The following is a 22,408-nucleotide window of genomic DNA, read 5'->3' on the forward strand; positions in this document are numbered from 1 at the left end:
GTGACTTTCGTCTCACTCCGTGTCGGTGGATGCGCAGTATAGGGAGTTGAGAAATTAGTACAAGCGTTTTTTGCAAAAAAACTTTCAACCGAACAAATAACGAGCATTCTGCATAGATACTCAACGATCTTGTCTAATATTTCGGGTTGCAGAGGATCTTTTCATGATGAAACACCTGACTTCTGCATTAAAAGATCGCCGATTTCTTTGTGATTTTGATTGCTGATCTTATCTCTCTTGGTTCTTTTTTCTCTTTCTATCTATATAAAGACGAAAAAAGAGCAGAACGATGACGAACTGCTCTTTTGGTCTTTGCTTTTTATTTGGGGTACTTCAGGTGAAGTCTTGGAAAAGTGTTTCTTCTATATATAGAAGAAAAGATCAGAGCATCCTTGCCCTTATCTTTACGACAGATGAGTTAGGGGTATATCTAAATGTCGTTATTGTTCGATGACGCATTGAGCTCGTAAGAGTGGAGCATGCTTGCATTCCCAATGGCGTCATCTTCGAGAGGAACTTAGTTCTTCAATACTTTTACGGTGTAACTACCATCTTTTTGTTGGTATAGACCGTGGATGTCGGTTTCGAAACCTGGGTAATGCGCACCGATCTCACAAAGCATCTCTAGGAAGTCCAGCACAGGGCGAGACTCTTGAGTCACCATTTCACCAGGAAGTACTAGTGGCACACCTGGAGGGTAAGGAAGGATCATGTTCGCACTTACGCGGCCAACCATTTCTTCCAGTTTGATTTCTTCGATGTTGCCACGAAGCTCTTCTTGCCATGCTGCGTGTGGTGTTACTTTCATTTCTGGAAGTACATCGAACGCTTTGTACATTAGCTCAGGTAGGTTGTATTTCTTAGTTAGGTCATGAATCGCTTGTGCTAGTTCTTGAACACGCATGCCTTCATAGAAGCTTGGGTCTTCGTTGTATAGTGAAGGTAGGAAGCTCTTGATGGTTAGGTTCAAGTCGTAGCCACGTTTAAATTCAGTTAGGCCGCGTAGCAATTGCATTGCTTTTGATTTGTCGATACCGATTGAGAATAGGAACAACAAGTTGTATGGACCTGTTTTCTCTACCACGATGCCGCGCTCGTCTAGGAATTTAGCCACCAGCGAAGCAGGAATACCTGATTCTTCTAGTTCGCCTTCTTTATTCATCCCCGGAGTCAGTAGCGTTACTTTGATTGGGTCAAGATACATGTGGTTGTCATCCATGTTCTTGAAGCCGTGCCATGTGTCGCTAGGGTCTAGTTTCCAACATTCCGTGGTATCGATGTTTTCTGGTTGCCATACATCGAAGAACCAGCTGTCGCTTTCTGCTTCTAGACGTTTGATCTCTTTACGGAAGCGGATTGCGCGATCGATAGAGTCTTGCATCAACTTCTTACCAGTGTTGCCGCGCATCATTGCCGCTGCAGTTTCAGTAGAAGCAACAATGCCGTACTGAGGTGAAGTTGAAGTGTGCATCATGAATGCTTCGTTGAAAGATTCTTTATCAAAGTCGCCTTTCACATGAATCATTGAAGCTTGTGAGAACGCAGCCAACAGTTTGTGTGTTGATTGTGTTTCGTAGAACACTTTGCCTGGCATCGCTTCACCACTCATACCACATTTACCTTCGTAAATTGGGTTGAAGTTAGTGTAAGGCACCCAAGCACTGTCGAAGTGGATGTGTTTACAATCTAGCGACTCTTTGATGAATTGTGTGTTGTACAGCAAGCCATCGTAAGTTGAGTTAGTCACTACTGCGTAAGTTGGTGCTGTTGCACCTGGTGTTTTCGCCACTTTCTCTGCAATGACATCGCGGCTGAATTCGCTTTGTGGAATACCACCAAGGATGCCGTATGCGTTACGAGTTGGGCGGAAGTAGATTGGTGTCACGTCGCTCATCATCATTAGGTGAGTCAGAGATTTGTGACAGTTACGGTCAATCAGTACTGTGCTGCCCGCAGGTGCTGAGTACATACCAACGATTTTGTTCGATGTAGACGTACCGTTAGTTACGATGTACGAGCTGTCTGCATTGAATGTGCGTGCGATGTATTCTTCTGCATCTTTATGTGGACCTGAATGGTCTAGTAGAGAACCTAACTCAGGCATTGAGATTGATACGTCCGCTTTAAATGTGTTTGGACCGTAAAAATCGTAGAAGATGCTACCAGCAGGGCTTTTCTGGAATGCAGTACCGCCCATGTGACCTGGAGTACAGAAGGTGTATTTACCTTCTTCTACGTATTTGAATAACGCTTTAGTGAATGGAGGCATGATGGCATCTTTGTATGCCTCAGTCGCTTGGTTGATTTTGATAGCGATGTCGTCAGCCATACCTAAAGCGTACTCGAAGAAGCTCACGTTTAGACGTAGGTCTGTTAGTGAAATGTCTAGAGTAGACTGTTCGTTAGCAAATGCGTGAACAGGCAGTTTTTCGTTGATTTGGCTGATACGTTCACATAGCTCTAGTGAGTATTTATCCCAGTCGAACAGCACACCGCAAATGCGTGGGTTCATCTCAATCATTTTGATCAAGTCTTTATCATCTACTGGGTAAACCACTTCGTAGCCCGCTTTCTCAAGAGCAGCGTGAAGTTGACGAACTGGCTCTTCTTTAAAGAACACACCCATGTGGTTCAAGATAGCGAATATATTCATTTGGACATCTCCAAGGCGAATGAGGGCGCTCTTTGCCATTTACAGGCAATGAGTAAGGTGAGCGCCGCGTGAATTTGGGTTTTATGGGCTGGCACCGTAGTGCCAGCGTTTTGGGAATTAGTTGCTTGCTTGGGCAGGCATGTCGTCAGCGTGCATTTTCACGTACTGAGCAAGACCTGCTTTTTTGCTGTAGAACATCAAGATAACTAGAGACACGATGAAGGTTGCTGTTAGCGTACCGCCCTCTGCACCCGCTAGTGCGATGAAGCAGAACAGACAAGCCACACCAGAGAACAGCATTACGAAGCCGTTGCGTGTTGTCATACCTTCGAAGCGAATCAAGTTAATGCTCGAGTAGAAGTAAGGCAGCATAGTTAGTAGAACTGCGTCAGTCGTTAGCTGGTTGAACAGGTCTGATGCGTGTGCTGTTTTAGAGCTGAAGAACATCAGTACAACCATCAGTGCAGTCATCTTGATTGACGCAAGGATTAGACCTTTCTTAGGCACACCGTTTTTGTCAGTTTCGCCGTAGATTTTAGGGAAGTTGCCGTCGTTTGCTGCACGTTTACCTGCTTCACCTACTAGCATCATCCAAGAACCTAGCGAAGTGAAACATGCTAGCGCTGTGAATGCTGATACGAATGGTGCTGTCCAGCTACCGAATAGCTCAGTGGTTGCTAATGCAAATGGCGCACCTGATGCCGCAACTTCTGACGCTGGGAACATGCCGCTGATCATTTGAGTTGATAGGATGTAAATCACACCTGCGATACCAGTACCCAACATAGTTGCTAGTGGTACAGTACGTTTAGGGTTTTCTACCATACCAGTCGATACCGCTGCTGATTCCACACCTACGAATGACCATAGACAGATAAGAACCGCTGTTACTACCGCGTGGCTGTCAGTGCCTGCTGATACGTTCCAGTTTTGGCTGTAAAGCGCAGTATCGAAGTGCGTCCAACCAAATGCGGCTGTACCAACAACTGGGATAAGGATAAGAACTAGACCAAGCGTACATAGACGGCTTACCCAGCTACCACCAAGTAGGTTGACGAAAGTGAAGATCCATACCGATGCAATCGTCGCAATACCTGCTGGGATTGGGTTATTAAGCACAGGGAAGAATACTGAAAGGTAAGAAACACCTGTAATGGCAATAGCCAGGTTACCAATCCAGTTCGCGTGGTAATAAAGAACGCCCGTTTGGAAACCAAATACCGGAGACACTTCGCCAGCATAAGCGATAGGACCACCTTCTTGTGGGTTTTTGGTTGCCAGACGAGCGTAAACAAACGCCAGACTCAGTGCACCGACCAAACAGATCAGCCAACTGAAGATTGAAACAGAGCCTACAGAGGCAAGACTAGAAGGTAATAGTGCGATACCACTACCCATCATGTTACCGGCTACGACACCCGTACAGGCAATAAGGCCGATTTTTTTCGCATTCGATGACATAACATCTCCAAATCTATTCTACTCGAGTCAACATGACTCAAACTGAATGGTTATTAGCGAGGTGCTATGAGGAAGAACCTGCTCGACCTCGCTAAATTTCGAAGTGAAGACTACGCCCAAAAATCGGGAAAAAAATAAACTTGGTGTTATCAATAAAATGATTAGTTCATCAACATCAAGTTGAGATAAACATGATAAACACAAAAATATAAAACTATATTATTCATACGGTTATAAGAAAAACATCAAACCTTCTACCGATAGATAAACTCTCATCAACTCGTTGGTCATCGCGATAAAAGTTATCAACCTCTATCAACTTCCCCATCCCGAAGGGTTAATTCCCTGAAGTGTTGATTCCATAAATCTCTCCCTGATCGCGCTTTTTGACCCACATCAATATTCATCTCGCCTGCAAGAAAGCATCAAAATCATTCTCGCCACATAACTCAGCCAGACACTTCATACAATCAATAGAGATAGAGATAGAGATAGAGATAGAGAAGCGGGTATGTATTCCCGTTGCAAGCTTGCGTTGTTAGCTCCTTCGTAAGTCATTGCCCCACCGCCTCACCCTTTTCACTTTTCGACAGCGACAAAAAAGCCCCTCACCGAAATGAGGGGCTAGCATTAGACTGACGTTGAGTCCGAGAGAATTAAAGCATTCGAACGACAGAAGGGTGAACGGCGCGATACATGGCGTAATCAATCGCCTTCATGTTACTTGGGAAGACCAAGTTTTCGCACAGCAGGTACGTCTCAACCGACGTATCAATATAGAAAGCTTCACTGTAAGACTCACTGGCTAAATCCAGATCACCATCCAATTCGGCGTGCTTACCGCGAATCACATAGGAAAGCACTGAATCACGTAACCTCAATGCCTGTCCGAGATGCCGCTTGGCTAACGCCATGTCACCAATGATGGTTTCGTGCAGTGCTAAAGCTTCATAAATTCGCGGTTGAATTGGCCCCACCATCATTTTCACATTAGTCTCTAGTGCTTCACTGAGCTGCTGCATTCGCCCTTTCTTCAACTCCTGTGAGAAATCAAGTGCCTTTTGTACATGGTAAGCAATCAACAACTCAGCTTGAACGTAAGCATTATCCGGCTCGATTTCTAAAATGTTTTCCATCAAGTCGATACCTTGGCGGAATTGTTTAGTATCAGAGACATTAAGGTAATGGTTAGCCTGAACAAACAACTCCAACGCGTCGGGATTCATTGGCATTCCCGCCACCAGCATCGTAGATTTCAATTTGGCATCCGATACTTTCAGCACTTGCATCAAATCCAACGACGCTTGTTGAAGCACTGTCTTTAAATGACTACTGGTTAACGCGTATTGACGACTAAACAACACTTTCTCAGATGAGTTATTGCGATATTCCACCTCTAAAAAGCTGCCACCGTCATTCTCACGAACTCTCACCACAACCGATTTACCAGGCACAATGCCAGAAGTAAACGACGCCTTCTTTAGCATGACTCGGTAATCACTGACTTGAGCAATGTCGGACATCAACTTTTGGGCGAATCCGTCTGCCAAATCGTAGCTTAATCCTTCATTCGTAAAATTATCTTGAAACTTGAACTCAATCAGATGGGTATCGATGGCTTGGGTAATACGCACTTCCGACTGCTTGTAGGTAAACACGCCCATCACTACGACCAACATACTGATCCAGATGAAGTTCATAATTCCCAATCGCCAAGGGCTGATTTTGTTTTTGCTCTGAGGTGCTTTTTTCTCTTTTGACATCTCGCAGACTGCGCGAGTTAGAGGACCGGCAGGAAAGGTAACGGCTGGTGCTATAGGTAGACAATCTTCTTCCGATTCTTCAACAGAAGGTGGGATCTCTTCATTTTGCCGACTTGTGACAAACTCTTCATGCGTCATAGTAACCACGTTCGCTACCAGCTTATAGCCACGCTTGGGCACCGTGATAACGTAGTTGGTATTTTCCTCTCGACCGTCACGTAGTAGCTTACGCAACTCAAAGATGGATTGAGTCACCACTTGATCGGTCACAATCGCTCCAGCCCAAACGTACTGAATCAATTCCTCGCGGTTGAACACCTCATTCGCATGCTCCGCTAAGAAGTGCAAAAGATTAATTAAGCGTGGCTCAACAGTAACTTCCCTATCTTGTCGATACAGCTTATTTTCATCAACGCTCAAAACCCAGTCATTGATTTGAAAATAGACTCCAACCATGTATGAAAACTCTCGTATCTACAGACAGCGTTACGCTAGGAATCAGACAATGGTCGATTCCTACAAGTAACTAAAGGCAAGATTATAGGTGGGAAAGCAGCATGTACCTAGAAAAGCAAGTCGCCAAAAATGCAAACTTAAGTTAAGTGATGCAAGAATGAGACTACTCAAGTGCGGCAAGGATAGAGCAATGTGTGGCGTCATCGTCTGTATGACCACAACAAGCATCATTAATCTTCTTTAACGCTCGGCGAATTTTCGTCAGCTCGTTAATTTTCCCATCAATCAGCTCTAACTTGGCAGAAGTAATGGCTTTTACCTCTGCACAGCTGTGTTCTGTCGCTTCTAACTTAATTTCTAACAGGTCTTTAATTTCATCCAGACTCAAGCCAAGATCTTTACCTTTGAGGATAAAGTGCACCTGCTTTTGATTCTCTTCATCATACAAGCGATAGCCTGACTCACTTCGTCCTGCGGGTTTTATTAGCGCGTTTTTCTCGTAGAAACGCAATGTATCGGCAGTCACACCACAACGTTTTGCCAGTTCACCTATCTGAAACATAACTTTCCCTATTAACTATCTCGTTACTTTTAAAGCTAAAGAACAACTTTTTTGCAATTATTTTTGAGATGCCAAACGATTGCGCGAGCTTTTTTGTAATAAATTGGTTAGAATACGCGCCATCAAATGTGGAGACTGTTTTCTAACCAGAAAACACCCTGCAAAGGTCTTTACCAAAACTGGCCAATATTTTACCCCAAGAGGTAAAAACAAGTTCATTTTTGGCAAACATCTTTAACTCCGTGAATTTGAGGAAAATGGAAGCATGAATAACGCTCGTCCTATTCGCCGTGCGCTTATCAGCGTATCAGACAAAACAGGTATTGTTGAGTTTGCGCAAGCTCTTGCTGAGCGCGGTGTCGATATCCTATCTACTGGTGGTACAGCTCGCCTACTTGCCGAACAAGGCATCGCCGTAACCGAAGTCTCTGACTACACTGGTTTCCCAGAAATGATGGACGGCCGCGTTAAAACGCTTCACCCAAAAGTTCACGGTGGTGTGCTTGGTCGTCGTGGCCAAGATGATGACGTGATGGAAAAGCACGGCATCAACCCTATCGATATGGTTGTCGTAAACCTATACCCATTCGCAGAAACCGTTGCCAAAGAAGGCTGTACACTAGCCGACGCTGTTGAAAACATCGATATCGGCGGCCCAACAATGGTTCGTTCTGCAGCGAAAAACCACAAAGACGTGACTATCGTTGTTAATGCAGGTGATTACGGCCGCGTAATTACAGAGATGGACGCAAACGACAAATCTCTCACTCTCGAAACTCGTTTCGACCTAGCTATCGCAGCATTCGAGCACACAGCATCTTACGACGGCATGATCGCAAACTACTTCGGCACTATGGTTCCATCTTACGGTGAGAACAAAGACGGTGATGAAGAGAGCAAATTCCCTCGTACGTTCAACCAACAGTTCGAGAAGAAGCAAGACATGCGCTACGGTGAGAACAGCCACCAAGCAGCCGCATTCTACGTTGAAGCAAACCCACAAGAAGCATCCGTTTCTACTGCTCGCCAAATCCAAGGTAAAGCCCTTTCTTACAACAACATCGCAGACACGGACGCAGCGCTTGAATGTGTGAAAGAGTTCAACGAGCCAGCATGTGTAATCGTAAAACACGCAAACCCATGCGGTGTTGCTCTAGGTAAAGACATCCTAGAAGCGTACAACCGTGCTTACCAAACTGACCCAACATCTGCATTCGGCGGCATCATTGCATTCAACCAAGAACTGGATGCTGAAACAGCAACCGCTATTGTTGAGCGTCAATTCGTTGAAGTGATCATCGCACCTTCTGTTTCTGCTGAAGCAATTGAAGTGGTTGCCGCGAAGAAGAACGTACGTCTACTTGAGTGTGGCGAATGGACAACGAAGACAACTGGCTTTGACGTGAAACGCGTGAATGGCGGTCTACTGGTTCAAGACCGCGACCAAGGCATGGTAAGCCTAGACGACCTAAAAGTGGTTTCTAAGCGCCAGCCAACAGAAGAAGAGCTAAAAGATGCACTGTTCTGCTGGAAAGTAGCGAAATACGTGAAATCTAACGCGATCGTTTACTCGAAAAGCGACATGACTATCGGTGTAGGTGCTGGCCAAATGAGCCGCGTTTACTCTGCGAAAATCGCAGGCATCAAAGCTGCAGACGAAGGTCTACAGGTTGAAGGTTGTGTAATGGCATCAGATGCATTCTTCCCATTCCGTGACGGCATCGACGCGGCTGCAGAAGCGGGCATCAAGTGTGTTATCCAACCAGGTGGTTCTATGCGTGATGACGAAGTTATTGCAGCAGCAGACGAACACGGCATGGCGATGATCTTTACCGGTATGCGTCACTTCCGCCACTAATCCTCTCGTCTTCACTGGGACGATAACTGCGTTGACGGCGTTCACTTATCCTAATCACATAGCATACTATGCTCATAGGAATAAGTTCACTTGTCGCCTTGTCCTCGTCCCACTGAATTAGAGAGGCCATACTCAGGTCTTTGCGAAATATCTGAGTTTGAGCAAACGGTATTTATAAGATTAAGGATTTTCATATGCGAGTTTTAATCATTGGTTCAGGCGGTCGTGAACATGCGCTAGGCTGGAAAGCAGCGCAAAACCCAAATGTTGAGACTATTTTCATTGCTCCAGGCAACGCAGGTACAGCACTAGAGCCAAAACTAGAGAACGTAAACATCGATGTAGAAGACATCACTGGCCTTGTTGCTTTCGCCAAAGAGAAGGCGATTGAACTGACTATCGTTGGCCCAGAAGCACCATTGGTTATTGGTGTGGTTGATGCGTTCCGCGAAGCGGGCTTACCAATCTTTGGTCCTACCCAAGCCGCAGCGCAACTTGAAGGCTCTAAAGCGTTTACCAAAGACTTCCTTGCTCGTCACCAAATTCCAACGGGTGCCTACGCGAATTTCACTGAAATCGAGCCTGCACTGGCTTACGTGCGTGAGCAAGGTGCACCGATCGTGGTGAAAGCCGACGGCCTTGCAGCTGGTAAAGGCGTGATTGTGGCAATGACGCTAGAAGAAGCTGAGGACGCAATCAAAGACATGCTAGCAGGCAACGCATTTGGTGATGCTGGTAGTCGTGTCGTTATCGAAGAGTTCCTAGATGGTGAAGAAGCAAGCTTCATCGTGATGGTGGATGGTGAGAACGTTCTGCCAATGGCCACCAGCCAAGACCACAAACGCGTAGGCGACAAAGATACTGGTCCTAACACCGGTGGCATGGGAGCATACTCTCCAGCTCCAGTGGTAACACAGGAAATCCACAACCGCATCATGGAAGAAGTGATTTACCCAACAGTACGTGGCATGGCCTCTGAAGGTAACCCTTACACTGGTTTCCTATACGCGGGTCTGATGATCGACAAAGACGGCACTCCGAAAGTAATCGAGTACAACTGCCGCTTCGGTGATCCTGAGACACAACCTATCATGATGCGCATGGAATCGGATCTTGTTGATCTGTGCCTAGCGGCAATCGACGAGAAACTGGATCAAGCGGAATCGAAGTGGGATCCACGAGCATCGATTGGTATCGTGCTAGCAGCCGGTGGTTATCCAGCAGCGTACAACAAAGGCGACGTTATTTCGGGTCTGCCACAAGTTGAAATTGAAGGCGAAAAAGTCTTCCATGCTGGTACAGATAACAAAGATGGCGACATCGTGACAAACGGTGGTCGTGTTCTTTGTGCAACCGCACTTGGCAACAGTGTATTAGAAGCGCAGCAGCGTGCTTACGAGCTTGCAAAACAGATCCGTTGGGATGGCATGTTCCATCGCAACGACATCGGCTACCGTGCAATTGCACGTGAGCAAGAAAAATAAAAACAACATGAGTTGGCTAAAAAACAAAAGGCGCACTCAGCGCCTTTTTTATTGTTCTTGTTCGACAGAATTCGAAGCAATGTTTATTCAGAGATCAACGTTGGCCGAGAAACACAATCAAAGTCATCGTCATTGAGCATCAACAGTTCATCGACCATTGCTTTGTTTCGTGACTGCTTGCCGACAAAAGCCACATAACTGTCTACCGATGAGAGACGCTCGATAATAAATTTTGGCAACGTCTGATTAAACTCGAGCGTCGAGAACACCTTACCTTTGCAGGTTTCAAACGATTGACCATTCCAATAACCTTGAATAAGGCTCTGATTGTTACGAGACTGCGCCTTAACCGATGCCACTACGTCATTCGCTTCTGCTTTGTAGCGCTCTAATTGGTCATGCTGAAGTGGTAAGACTTTACGGTTAACACGATATTTTTGGTAAACCGCTTCGCCATCTTTATTGAAACGGATGTGGATTTGAAAAGGCACCAACTCTTGTTTGGTATCAACTTGCTCGCCTTTTCGAATCAACTCTCGCAACTCACCTTCATCCCAGCGATAATCACTCTGGAACCAACCATTGTCCACCATAGTCACATAATCAGCCGCCGTACTCACACGAGTGAGTTTCTCTGTCATCCAGTACAAGCTGCTAGCATCTCCCGCAACTTTACCACCAGAAAAATGCGTGAATTGTTCTAAATTAGGAGTTTCAACCGACGAACAGCCAAAAAGGGTAAGGCTAGATAGGAGAAGTGAAGTGAGTAGATGTTTTTTCATGAAATTGCACCGAGGCAGGATACCTCGGTGCATTCTAACTTAGTTTACTGATTCTTTCAGCGCTTTACCTGCTACGAATGCTGGTACGTTAGCTGCTGCGATTTGAATCTCGTCACCAGTCTTAGGGTTACGACCAGTACGTGCAGCGCGGTGGTTTACTTTGAATGTACCAAAACCAATTAGTTGAACTTGGTCACCCTCTTTAAGTGCGCCAGTTACACCATCAAGAGTCGCTTCAAGAGCAGCTTTTGCTTGTGCTTTTGATAGGTCTGCTTTCTCTGCGATAAAGTCGATTAATTGGGTCTTGTTCATTAGGTTTCCCTTCTCATAGGTTATCGAATTCGTCTCACTCTAAAACATAAATGCCCCATCTGGCAAAGGTTTGTAAGCGATCTTTCGATTTTCTGACGTACTTTTAGCCATAATATGAGTAATAACTCACAATTTGTTACCACATACCCCCTGAAAACCCTTGCTTTCCAAGGTATTTGGACCAATTTATAAGTCACTTTTGCGGTTATAATAGCTGCAAATAACCACTATCAAACTACATTCAAGGGCAACTATGCTGCTGTTATCCATTTATATCTCTATTGCAATCGGCATTTCGTTTATCTGTTCGGTGCTGGAGGCGGTACTGCTGAGTATCAGTCCGAGCTACATTGCGCAGCTCAATCAACAGGGGCATCCCGCAGCTGGGCAATTGGCTAAGCTGAAATCAGATATCGACCGACCACTGGCATCTATTCTGACTTTAAACACCATCGCTCACACGATCGGCGCGGCCACTGCTGGTGCACAAGCTGCGGTTGTATTTGGTAGCGAAGCATTAGGTATCTTTTCGGCAGTGCTGACATTGGCGATCTTAGTGCTTTCAGAAATCGTACCGAAGACGATTGGCGCGACCTACTGGCGCCAGTTGGCACCCGCTGCCGCGGTCGCATTGCGTTGGATGGTATGGGCGCTTACACCCTTTGTTTGGTTCTCAGAGCAAATCACCAAGCGTCTTGCTCGTAACCACGAAGCTCCAAAGATGCGTGATGAGCTGTCTGCAATGGCGATTCTGGCACGTGAAAGCGGTGAATTTGCCGAGGGTGAATCAAAAATCTTAAGCAACTTGCTTGGCATCCAAGATGTACCCGTAACGCAGGTTATGACGCCACGACCAGTAGTATTCCGTGTCGATGCCACAATGACCATCAATGAGTTCCTAGAAAAACACAAAGATACGCCTTTCTCACGCCCATTGGTTTACAGCGAACAGAAAGATAACATCATTGGTTTTGTGCATCGCCTTGAGTTGTTCAAACTACAACAATCAGGTTGTGGACAGAAACAGTTGGGAGCAATCATGCGCCCAATTCAAGTGGTGCTAAACAATACCACTTTACCTAAAGTATTCGACCAGATGATGACTCATCGCTTACAGCTGGCACTTGTTGTTGATGAATACGGTACCGTGCTAGGTTTGGTAACGTTGGAAGATATTTTTGAACACCTCGTAGGCGAGGAGATCATCGACGAAGCAGATAAAAGCACTGACATGCAGGAGCTGGCTTACCAACGCTGGGAAAGCTGGAAAGAAATGCACGGCGTAATCGAAAGCCGCGATGACGATGAAGAAGATAATGAGCCGGAGAAGCAGGATAAAGAGCCAGAAGCTCAAGAGCCACCGAAATCCGACTCGAAAGAATCGTAATCAGCATTAGGTATAACAGCTTAAACGCACAAACAAAAAAGGCATCCAGTTAGGATGCCTTTTTCTATTTATTCAACGATTAAAGTGCAATACCGATGTTGCTCACACCTTCTTCACGTAGCTCTTCACGCAAATCTTTAATCAAGCTGATGTCACGTTCTACCGCTTCACGCAGCGGACGGAAGATAGCCCACTGGACGTCCCACTCTTCACATACGGCTTCGTTTTCTTTCTGGTTGTCGTTAGTGATTGGCTCTGCGCCTTGTGCTTGCTCTAGATCAGCAACGGTTTGTACCGACTGTTGACTCACTTTAAGCATTGAATCGAAAAGGTAGTCGCGGTCCAATAGACCATGCAGTAACGTAGACAAACCCTGACACGCGTCCATCGCTGGGTAAACGCCGTAAAAATCGAACTCATCCGCACTTGGGAACAACTCTTCTAACTTCTCCAATTGACGTTCGAAGTTAATTTTCGCGTTCTTAACTGTCAAAATTTCCCATACACTATCAAGAATCGCTCGGTAAGCACGCGGGTCAGCAAATTCTGTATTCTCACAAAACATCGCATAGTTTGGATACATGCGTTCACACAGACACGCCATAAAGGTAATTTGTTGCCAAGGTTCTAGTTTTTCTAAACGAACCTGAAGAGGATTCTTAAGCATAGTCACTCAATCATTGAAGAAAAAAACAGCGAAAGTGTACTTGATTCATCACAGGGAAAAAAGTTAATGCCGCATTCAAATCAGATTTTCCTGCTCTCAGAGCATCGCGACACCTACAAAACGTTACTGGCAGAGAAAAATCTGCCCGATCTTTGTCTCACCGACCAACCAGAAGCCGCTCAGATCGTACTAGCGGATCCACCCTTACTATCACAAAGCTTAGACGAGTTTTCACAGCTTGAATGGGTACAATCCACGTTTGCTGGTGTCAACGCCTTAACATCCCCTAGCCTTCGTCAGGACTATACTCTAACTAACGTTCGAGGCATCTTTGGTCCACTGATTGCTGAATATGTTTTGGGTTACAGTATTGCCCATTACCGCCACTTTGCCCGATACCACCAGCAGCAACAAAACAAACAATGGCAGCCTCACCTATACACGTCATTACAAAGTAAAACCATGGTAATTCTTGGTACCGGTAGCATTGGGGGCTATCTGGGCAACGCCGCTAAAGCAATGGGGATAAAAACTATCGGTATTAACCGCACAGGTATCCCTACTCCAGGCGGCGAGTTTCATCAGACCTTTCATATCAATGAACTAAGTAAGGCATTTGAGCAAGCCGACATCGTTGTGAATACTCTACCAAGTACACCTGAGACGCGACAGTTACTTAATCGTCAAACGCTCAGCCAACTAAATCAGGCGTTATTGTTTAACGTAGGTCGTGGCGACGTACTGGATGAGGCAGGGTTGCTCTTCGCTCTGAAAAACCGTTGGGTAGAACACGCCTTCTTAGATGTGTTTGAGCAAGAACCGTTGTCGGTAGAGCATCCATTTTGGAAACTACCGCAAGTCACCATCACTCCACACATTGCTGCGCTGAGTTTTCCCGAGCAAGTCATCGAGATTTTTGCTGACAACTATCTACGCTGGCGCGATGGGTTTTCATTAAATTATCAAGTGGATTTCGAAAAGGGTTACTAAGAATGTCGTTAGACGAGCTATTGCAGCAAGTGAGGGCCTGCCAGATCTGCGCGGATAACTTACCTTTGGGTGCAAACCCTGTCGTGCAAGCAGCAAAAGGGGCACGCATCCTAATCATCGGTCAGGCCCCTGGCACACGTGTACACAAAACCTCGATACCTTGGAATGACCCAAGTGGTGATCGATTACGCCAATGGCTCGATATCGACAAAGACGTTTTCTACGACCCAAATAAAATTGCCATTGTCCCAATGGGATTCTGTTATCCAGGCAAAGGGAACTCTGGTGATTTACCGCCTCGTAAAGAATGTGCGCCCACTTGGCATAAAAAGATTCTTGAGCAGCTGCCCAATATAGAGCTCACTCTACTAATTGGTCAGTACTCGCAGCAGTACTATCTCACCAACAAACCAAAGACGCTCACGCAAACCGTTCAGCAATGGCAAGATTGGGAACCGGACTTTATCCCGCTCCCTCACCCATCTCCACGCAATACATTGTGGTTAAAGAAGAATCCTTGGTTTGAATCTGACGTCGTGCCATACCTTAAAAAACGCGTTCACTCGATGCTTTAGGTCACCCATGATCTAATTGCTTGTTTATCTGTACAAGAAAATTAGAACATAAAACCCGAAATCATAAGTATTTGTTTATATTAAACTTTAACATCCAGTGTACAGCTAGAGTAGTAATTAGATCATAGTAGGCCAAATACTACTAGAGCTGTACAGCCTTGAGTCTCAGATAGAAAAACTGAATTTTAGGTAAAAAAATACCGGCACTGAATGCCGGCATTTGATTTCAAAAAGTCGAAGTTACTTGTGGTACGGCTTAGATAGCTCGTGTACCGCTTCCACAAATACACCCGCGTTTTCTGGCGGCACATCCAAATGGATACCGTGACCTAGGTTGAACACATGACCAGTACCTGCATTACCAAAACCTTCTAGAATACCCGCGACTTCTTCACGGATACGCTCTGGCGAAGCGTAAAGCATTGATGGGTCCATGTTACCTTGCAGAGCCACTTTATCACCGATACGTACTTTCGCGTCTGCAATGTTGATTGTCCAGTCTAGACCAACCGCATCACAGCCCGTTGCTGCGATTTGCTCAAGCCACATGCCGCCATTCTTAGTAAACAGTGTGACTGGCACGCGACGACCGTCGTTTTCACGAATCAGACCATCTACAATCTTGTGCATGTATTGCAGTGAGAACAAATTGTAATCACGAGGCGTTAGTACGCCACCCCATGTGTCAAATACCATTACCGATTGCGCACCCGCTTTAATTTGCGCGTTTAAGTACTCGATAACGCTGTCTGCCAGCTTATCTAGAAGTAGGTGCAGAGTTTGTGGTTCCGCGTACATCATCTTCTTGATCTTGGTAAACGCTTTAGAGCTACCACCTTCGATCATATACGTCGCAAGAGTCCAAGGACTACCAGAAAAACCAATCAGCGGCACTTCACCCTTCAGGTCTTTACGGATCTGGCGTACTGCGTTCATTACGTATTGCAGTTCACCTTCAGGATCTGGCAAACCAATTTTTTCCACGTCGGCTTTGCATGTAATTGGGTTATCAAAAACAGGTCCTTCACCCGCAGCAAAACGCAAACCAAGCCCCATTGCATCTGGAATCGTTAAGATGTCCGAGAATAAGATCGCGGCATCAAGAGGAAAACGGCGTAATGGTTGAAGTGTCACTTCGGATGCTAATTCTGCATTTCGACACAAAGACATGAAATCACCCGCTTCTGCACGAGTCGCTTTGTATTCTGGTAGGTAACGACCTGCCTGGCGCATCATCCACACTGGCGTGTAATCTACCGGCTCTTTTAAAAGCGCACGCAGATAACGATCATTTTTTAATTCAGTCATTCCGTAATTCCAACTGTTAGGCTTTCTGTGAAAGGGGGTATTCTATCACTGATTTAAGTCCAATAGCTGTGTGCTTTGCAACCTGGATCAAGTTATTAACTTTTAAATCAATGCTTAATTTGCACCCAATCGGTATCAGTGTTAAAAATTTGTTCGCTAGCGAAAACTACAATTATAAACTGAGTACTTAGTACTCAGCATCTCATAACGACATCTTACTTACCCCCTCCCTCTCGGAGGGTTTTTTTTATCTATTTATCAGACAATTAGAGTCTATATCTTTCAGCGTTTGTTCGATAAGTGCTCTTGCAATAGTTCCTTTAGGCGCAACAGGCGGCATCTCATCGATACCAAACCATTGTGCATCAGACAGCTCAGTGTAGTCTGGGCTTAACTCTCCGGATTCATAGTCAGCTAAAAACCCCATCATCATACTGGATGGGAAAGCCCAAGGCTGGCTGCCAAAGTAACGAATATTTTTAACGAGAATTCCCGTTTCTTCATGAATTTCTCGAGCCACGCACTCTTCTAATGTCTCACCGACTTCTAGAAAACCCGCAATAACCGTATACATACCATTTCGATGCCTTGGATGTTGGGCTAATAAGATCTGATTTTCTTTACGTACAGCAACGATAATACACGGAAATATTCTAGGATAATGAAGGGTGCGACATTCACCACACTGCATGGCTAACTGGTTATTATTAAGAAAGTTTCTTCCTCCGCACTGTGGACAAAAGCGCAAACTTTGCGTCATGTGCCCATATTGCACAGCTTTACTTAACAACATAAATAATGGCTCAGGAAAATGCAGGCAGTCACGCAGGGATACTAAAGGTAGATCATGCTCTAAATCGGCCAAGTTAAGCCACATGACGGGCGAACCAGAATACTCACCAATGGGTCTTGCACTCGTTACTGGCAGTGATAACTGCTCTGCAGACCCGAAGGGCACAGCACCATCCACCAGCCAAATTTCACTTCCTGCAACAACACACCAGTATGCATTTATCGCGCGGTTAACATCACCTTTTCTTAACATTACACCATCCCTTTGCTTGAAGTTCGTTCATTTTACTGGCAATCTAATTTCATACTAGAGTTTATCGTTAAGTAAATGTGCACTCTAAATTCTAGTAAGGACAAGAGTTTGTAATAACTTTACTAACTTTGCTTTGCAAAGGATACGTTCGCCGATGGGCGATCAGATCATGAGGGCATGGTCATGCTAAGAAAATTCAAACAAACACAAGACCAGTGGGGTGGCTCAAGTGATGTCATTGATCACTGGTTAGAGACACGACAATCCCTGATTGTTGAATATTGTAAGCTTGCAGCGCTGCAACCTTGTTCGAAAACCAATGTTATTGAACTCCCATCTCCTTCCGAACTGCAGGATTTCTGTCAGCACCTCGTTGATTACATCTCCGAAGGCCACTTTAAAATTTATGACATGGTTATGGACCGTTGGAAAGCAACCGGCTTTGTCGTGACTAATGAGATCAATCAAACCTATGGTCAAATTGTTCTAACGACTGAACCATTATTGAACTTTAACGATAAGTACTCAGAAGTGACTGAAGATGATGAATTAAATGATTTCGATTCTGATATGTGTCTCATTGGGGAAATTCTTGAGACTCGCTTTGAAGTCGAGGACTATCTGATACAGCAAATCGCAGAAAGCCTGTCTATGCCACCTGGAGCTTAGTATTTGCAAACATTCAGAAATAGAGTGAGAGAAAAGACTGACGATCATCGTCGGTCTTTTTTGTTTCTAGCTTTATCGAAAATCCCACCGGAAGAACAAAGTAGTATAAAAAACTAAAAAGGCACCCGAAGGTGCCTTTTTCTTAAGCTTTTAACGATTACTCGTTATATGACTTACTCTTCAGAAGAGAAACCAGCGTTTAGAAGTGCCGCTAGGTTATCCGTTGCTTGCTCAGCAGAAGGACCATCTTGCGCTTCAGAACGTTTAGCTTGACGCTCTTGGTGGTATGCGAAACCAGTACCAGCAGGGATCAGACGACCAACAATTACGTTCTCTTTCAGACCACGTAGGTCATCACGCTTACCAGAAACCGCAGCTTCTGTTAGTACGCGAGTTGTCTCCTGGAACGATGCCGCAGAGATGAACGACTCAGTCGCTAGAGATGCTTTAGTAATACCTAGTAGTTCACGTTCGAAACGTGCAGGCTCTTTGCCTTCAGCTTCTAGGTTACGGTTAGCAATCTTAACTTGTGAGTACTCAATCTGTTCACCAGGTAGGAACTCAGAGTCACCAGAGTGAGTAATAGTACACTTACGTAGCATCTGACGAACGATAGTTTCAATGTGCTTATCGTTAATCTTAACGCCTTGTAGACGGTAAACTTCCTGTACTTCGTTAGCAATGTACTGCGTTACCGCGTGTACGCCACGTAGACGTAGGATGTCATGTGGAGACTCTGGACCATCTGCGATCACATCACCACGTTCAACTTTTTCACCTTCGAATACGTTCAACTGACGATGCTTAGGAATCATCTCTTCGTAAGCTTCACCGCTTTCACGTGTGATCACTAGGCGACGTTTACCTTTCGTCTCTTTACCAAAGCTCACAGTACCTGTGTGCTCAGCAAGGATTGCAGGCTCTTTCGGCTTACGTGCTTCAAATAGGTCAGCAACTCGTGGAAGACCACCGGTGATATCTTTGTTACCGCCAGACTTCTGAGGAATACGTGCTAGTGTTGCACCAACACCTACTGCTGCGCCATCTTCGATGTTCACAATCGCTTTACCAGGTAGGAAGTAGTGAGCTGGCATATCAGTACCAGGGATCATTACATCGTTACCTTGCTCGTCAACAAGTTTGATAGCTGGACGCATATCTTTACCTGCTGAAGGGCGAGCTGCTGGGTCAGTTACTTCGCTTGAAGATAGACCAGTTAGGTCATCCGTTTGACGAGATACTGTTACGCCGTCGATCATATCTACGAACTGGATGCGACCTGCTACCTCAGTAATGATAGGTAGTGTGTGCGCTTCCCAGTTTGCAACTGTTTCGCCAGCTTGAACTGTATCACCATCGCCTTTGCTTAGTAGCGTACCGTAAGGCAGTTTGTGCTTCTCTTTAGTACGACCAAACTCATCAACGATAGTTAACTCTGTCGCACGAGAAGTGATAACGATCTTACCGTCATCAGCCAATACAGATTTAGCGTTGTGTAGCTTGATAGAACCGTTGTTCTTAACTTGAACACTGTTCTCTGCCGCTGCTGTCGATGCCGCACCACCGATGTGGAACGTACGCATCGTTAGCTGTGTACCTGGCTCACCGATAGACTGAGCAGCAATAACACCCACTGCTTCACCTTGGTTCACTAGGTGACCACGTGCTAGGTCACGACCGTAACACTGTGCACAACAACCGAAGTCAGAATCACACGTTACTACAGAGCGCACTTTCATGCTGTCTACTGAGTTCTCTTCCATGATTTGACACCACTTCTCATCGATCAGGGTGTTACGTGGAATAAGAACGTCTTCAGTACCAGGTTTTAGTACGTCTTCAGCAACAACACGACCAAGAGCAAGCTCAGAAAGTGCAACTTTAACATCACCACCCTCGATGTGAGGCATCATGTCGACACCTTCGTGAGTGCCACAGTCATGTTCAGTTACAACAACGTCTTGAGCAACGTCTACTAGACGACGAGTTAGGTAACCCGAGTTCGCTGTTTTCAGTGCCGTATCCGCAAGACCCTTACGAGCACCGTGCGTTGAGATAAAGTACTGAAGTACGTTTAGACCTTCTTTAAAGTTCGCGGTGATCGGCGTTTCGATGATTGAACCATCTGGACGCGCCATCAGACCACGCATACCCGCAAGCTGACGAATCTGTGCTGCAGAACCACGAGCGCCCGAGTCCGCCATCATGTAGATGCTGTTGAATGACTCTTGCTGTTCCTCTTCACCGTCACGGTTAACTACCGTTTCAGATGAAAGGTTTTCCATCATTGCTTTCGCAACACGGTCGTTGGTCGATGCCCAGATATCGATAACTTTGTTGTAGCGTTCGCCTGCAGTAACAAGACCTGATTGGTACTGTTCCTGGATTTCACGTACTTCTTCTTCCGCTTCTGCGATTTCAGTGTACTTAGCTGCTGGTACAACCATATCGTCGATACCAACAGATACACCAGAAAGTGCCGCGTATGCGAAACCTGTGTACATGATTTGGTCAGCGAAGATTACTGTGTCTTTCAGACCTAGTTTACGGTACGCCTCGTTAAGTAGGTTAGAGATTTGCTTCTTACCTAGCTTTTGGTTAACGATGCTGTACGGTAGACCAGCTGGCACTATTTGCCATAGCATTGCACGACCAACAGTGGTGTCTACCATCTTGGTTTCTGTAGTGCTGTTGCCATCTTCGTCTACAACAGTTTCTGTAATACGTACTTTAACGCGTGCGTGAAGCTCAGCTTGTTTAGTGCGGTATGCTTTCTCAGCCTCTTCTGGGCCAGAAAGGTACATGCCTTCACCTTTCACGTTGATCTTTTCACGAGTCATGTAGTACAGACCCAATACAACGTCCTGAGAAGGTACGATGATCGGATCACCTGACGCTGGCGACAGAATGTTGTTTGTCGACATCATCAGAGTACGAGCTTCAAGTTGTGCCTCTAGAGTTAGAGGTACGTGAACCGCCATTTGGTCACCATCGAAGTCCGCGTTGTACGCCGCACAAACAAGTGGGTGTAGCTGAATAGCTTTACCTTCGATCAGTACTGGTTCGAACGCCTGGATACCTAGACGGTGAAGTGTCGGTGCACGGTTCAATAGTACTGGGTGTTCACGGATTACTTCGTCTAGGATATCCCAAACGACCGCTTCTTCACGCTCTACCATTTTCTTAGCAGCTTTGATTGTAGTCGCAAGACCACGAGTCTCTAGCTTGCTGTAGATGAATGGTTTGAATAGCTCAAGTGCCATCTTCTTAGGAAGACCACACTGGTGTAGACGAAGGTATGGACCTACTGTGATTACAGAACGGCCAGAGTAGTCTACACGTTTACCTAGAAGGTTCTGACGGAAACGACCTTGTTTACCCTTGATCATATCAGCAAGAGATTTCAGAGGACGCTTGTTAGAACCTGTGATCGCACGACCACGACGACCGTTATCTAGTAGCGCATCAACAGACTCTTGCAGCATACGTTTTTCGTTACGTACGATGATGTCCGGAGCAGCTAGCTCTAGAAGACGCTTCAAACGGTTGTTACGGTTGATCACACGACGGTATAGATCGTTAAGATCAGAAGTCGCAAAGCGACCGCCATCTAGAGGTACTAGAGGACGTAGATCTGGCGGAAGTACTGGAAGTACAGTTAGGATCATCCACTCAGGGTTGTTACCCGATGCGATGAACGCTTCTACCAGCTTAAGACGCTTAGTTACTTTCTTACGCTTAGTTTCAGAGTTTGTTGTCTCTAACTCTTCACGCATTTGTTCTGCTTCAGCGTGCATATCCATAGAACCTAGTAGGTCCTTGATAGCTTCCGCACCCATCTTAGCAGTGAACTCGTCGCCCCACTCTTCTAGACGATCTAGATACTCTTCTTCAGTAAGCATCTGACCTTTTTCTAGATCAGTCATACCAGGCTCTGTTACTACGTACATTTCGAAGTACAGAACGCGTTCGATATCACGTAGAGGGATATCCATTAGTAGACCGATACGAGACGGTAGCGATTTTAGGAACCAGATGTGAGCTACTGGTGAAGCCAGTTCAATGTGGCCCATACGGTCACGACGAACTTTAGTTTGTGTAACTTCTACACCACACTTCTCACAGATAACACCACGGTGCTTCAGGCGCTTGTACTTACCACAAAGACATTCGTAGTCTTTAACTGGACCAAAGATACGCGCACAGAACAGACCATCGCGTTCAGGTTTGAACGTACGATAGTTGATCGTTTCAGGTTTTTTAACTTCACCGAAAGACCATGAACGGATCATGTCTGGTGAAGATAGACCGATTTTGATTGCATCAAATTCTTCGGTCTTATGCTGTGCTTTTAGAAAGTTTAATAAGTCTTTCACAATCAGCTCCTGTAAGGAGTTAAAAGGAGCTCACTTGCTAAAGTGAGCACCTTCTTCCAA

Annotated in this window: 16 protein-coding genes; 6 read left to right on the top strand and 10 right to left on the bottom strand. The window is 45.5% G+C overall.

Annotated elements, in window-relative coordinates; translation table 11 throughout:
- Window positions 1-517 precede the first annotated feature (517 nt).
- The 4 genes from R8N49_RS23140 to zntR form a co-directional block, all read right to left on the bottom strand.
- Window positions 518-2,653 carry a lysine decarboxylase CadA gene (locus R8N49_RS23140; protein ID WP_017635553.1) on the bottom strand — a complete coding sequence of 712 codons (2,136 nt, stop codon included), beginning with the start codon at window positions 2,651-2,653 and terminating at the stop codon, window positions 518-520.
- 117 nt (window positions 2,654-2,770) lie between these two features.
- Window positions 2,771-4,114, bottom strand: a complete 1,344-nt coding sequence (cadB, locus tag R8N49_RS23145) for a cadaverine/lysine antiporter (protein ID WP_005434864.1) — start codon at window positions 4,112-4,114, stop codon at window positions 2,771-2,773.
- Window positions 4,115-4,770: 656 nt separating this feature from the next.
- Window positions 4,771-6,333 (bottom strand): lysine decarboxylation/transport transcriptional activator CadC, encoded by a 1,563-nt coding sequence (gene cadC, locus R8N49_RS23150; protein ID WP_005382530.1) that lies wholly within the window; start codon window positions 6,331-6,333, stop codon window positions 4,771-4,773.
- 163 nt (window positions 6,334-6,496) lie between these two features.
- Window positions 6,497-6,895 (bottom strand): Zn(2+)-responsive transcriptional regulator, encoded by a 399-nt coding sequence (gene zntR, locus R8N49_RS23155; RefSeq protein WP_005382529.1) that lies wholly within the window; start codon window positions 6,893-6,895, stop codon window positions 6,497-6,499.
- A gap of 265 nt (window positions 6,896-7,160) precedes the next feature.
- Between zntR and purH the strand changes: the two genes are divergently transcribed.
- Complete coding sequence (gene purH, locus R8N49_RS23160; RefSeq protein WP_053303479.1) at window positions 7,161-8,753, top strand: bifunctional phosphoribosylaminoimidazolecarboxamide formyltransferase/IMP cyclohydrolase; 1,593 nt, start codon at window positions 7,161-7,163, stop codon at window positions 8,751-8,753.
- 194 nt (window positions 8,754-8,947) lie between these two features.
- Complete coding sequence (gene purD / locus R8N49_RS23165; protein ID WP_132937365.1) at window positions 8,948-10,237, top strand: phosphoribosylamine--glycine ligase; 1,290 nt, start codon at window positions 8,948-8,950, stop codon at window positions 10,235-10,237.
- Window positions 10,238-10,320: 83 nt separating this feature from the next.
- On the opposite strand, the gene R8N49_RS23170 is transcribed toward purD, so the two are convergent.
- Window positions 10,321-11,019 (bottom strand): DUF1481 domain-containing protein, encoded by a 699-nt coding sequence (locus tag R8N49_RS23170; RefSeq protein ID WP_033907149.1) that lies wholly within the window; start codon window positions 11,017-11,019, stop codon window positions 10,321-10,323.
- Between the two features lie 39 nt (window positions 11,020-11,058).
- On the bottom strand, window positions 11,059-11,331 hold the full coding sequence (hupA, locus tag R8N49_RS23175; protein WP_005382524.1) for a nucleoid-associated protein HU-alpha: 273 nt from the start codon (window positions 11,329-11,331) through the stop codon (window positions 11,059-11,061).
- A gap of 253 nt (window positions 11,332-11,584) precedes the next feature.
- Between hupA and R8N49_RS23180 the strand changes: the two genes are divergently transcribed.
- On the top strand, window positions 11,585-12,718 hold the full coding sequence (locus R8N49_RS23180; RefSeq protein WP_054579646.1) for a hemolysin family protein: 1,134 nt from the start codon (window positions 11,585-11,587) through the stop codon (window positions 12,716-12,718).
- 79 nt (window positions 12,719-12,797) lie between these two features.
- Here R8N49_RS23180 and R8N49_RS23185 read toward each other — a convergent pair whose 3' ends face one another.
- Window positions 12,798-13,385: a YjaG family protein gene (locus R8N49_RS23185; protein ID WP_005382520.1), complete on the bottom strand. Its 588-nt coding sequence runs from the start codon at window positions 13,383-13,385 to the stop codon at window positions 12,798-12,800.
- Between the two features lie 66 nt (window positions 13,386-13,451).
- Here R8N49_RS23185 and R8N49_RS23190 point away from each other — a divergent pair, with 66 nt between their 5' ends.
- Both R8N49_RS23190 and R8N49_RS23195 read left to right on the top strand, forming a co-directional pair.
- Window positions 13,452-14,375 carry a D-2-hydroxyacid dehydrogenase gene (locus R8N49_RS23190; protein WP_054577304.1) on the top strand — a complete coding sequence of 308 codons (924 nt, stop codon included), beginning with the start codon at window positions 13,452-13,454 and terminating at the stop codon, window positions 14,373-14,375.
- Between the two features lie 2 nt (window positions 14,376-14,377).
- Entirely contained in the window at window positions 14,378-14,950 is a 573-nt protein-coding gene (locus tag R8N49_RS23195) for a uracil-DNA glycosylase family protein (protein ID WP_005382518.1), read from the top strand.
- Between the two features lie 240 nt (window positions 14,951-15,190).
- On the opposite strand, the gene hemE is transcribed toward R8N49_RS23195, so the two are convergent.
- Together hemE and nudC are read right to left on the bottom strand one after the other, a co-directional pair.
- A complete protein-coding gene (gene hemE / locus R8N49_RS23200) occupies window positions 15,191-16,258 on the bottom strand; it encodes a uroporphyrinogen decarboxylase (protein ID WP_054577305.1) in 1,068 nt (355 codons plus the stop codon).
- Window positions 16,259-16,505: 247 nt separating this feature from the next.
- The gene (gene nudC, locus R8N49_RS23205; protein WP_005382516.1) at window positions 16,506-17,303 is read right to left on the bottom strand and encodes an NAD(+) diphosphatase; all 798 of its coding nucleotides are present in this window, start codon (window positions 17,301-17,303) and stop codon (window positions 16,506-16,508) included.
- A gap of 177 nt (window positions 17,304-17,480) precedes the next feature.
- On the opposite strand from nudC, the gene R8N49_RS23210 reads away from it, so the two are divergent.
- A complete protein-coding gene (locus tag R8N49_RS23210) occupies window positions 17,481-17,972 on the top strand; it encodes an Rsd/AlgQ family anti-sigma factor (RefSeq protein WP_005382515.1) in 492 nt (163 codons plus the stop codon).
- 173 nt (window positions 17,973-18,145) lie between these two features.
- Here R8N49_RS23210 and rpoC read toward each other — a convergent pair whose 3' ends face one another.
- Window positions 18,146-22,348, bottom strand: coding sequence for a DNA-directed RNA polymerase subunit beta' (rpoC, locus tag R8N49_RS23215; RefSeq protein WP_005382514.1), 4,203 nt, complete (start codon window positions 22,346-22,348; stop codon window positions 18,146-18,148).
- Window positions 22,349-22,408 lie beyond the last annotated feature (60 nt).

The organism is Vibrio sp. 1978, assembly GCF_033344345.1.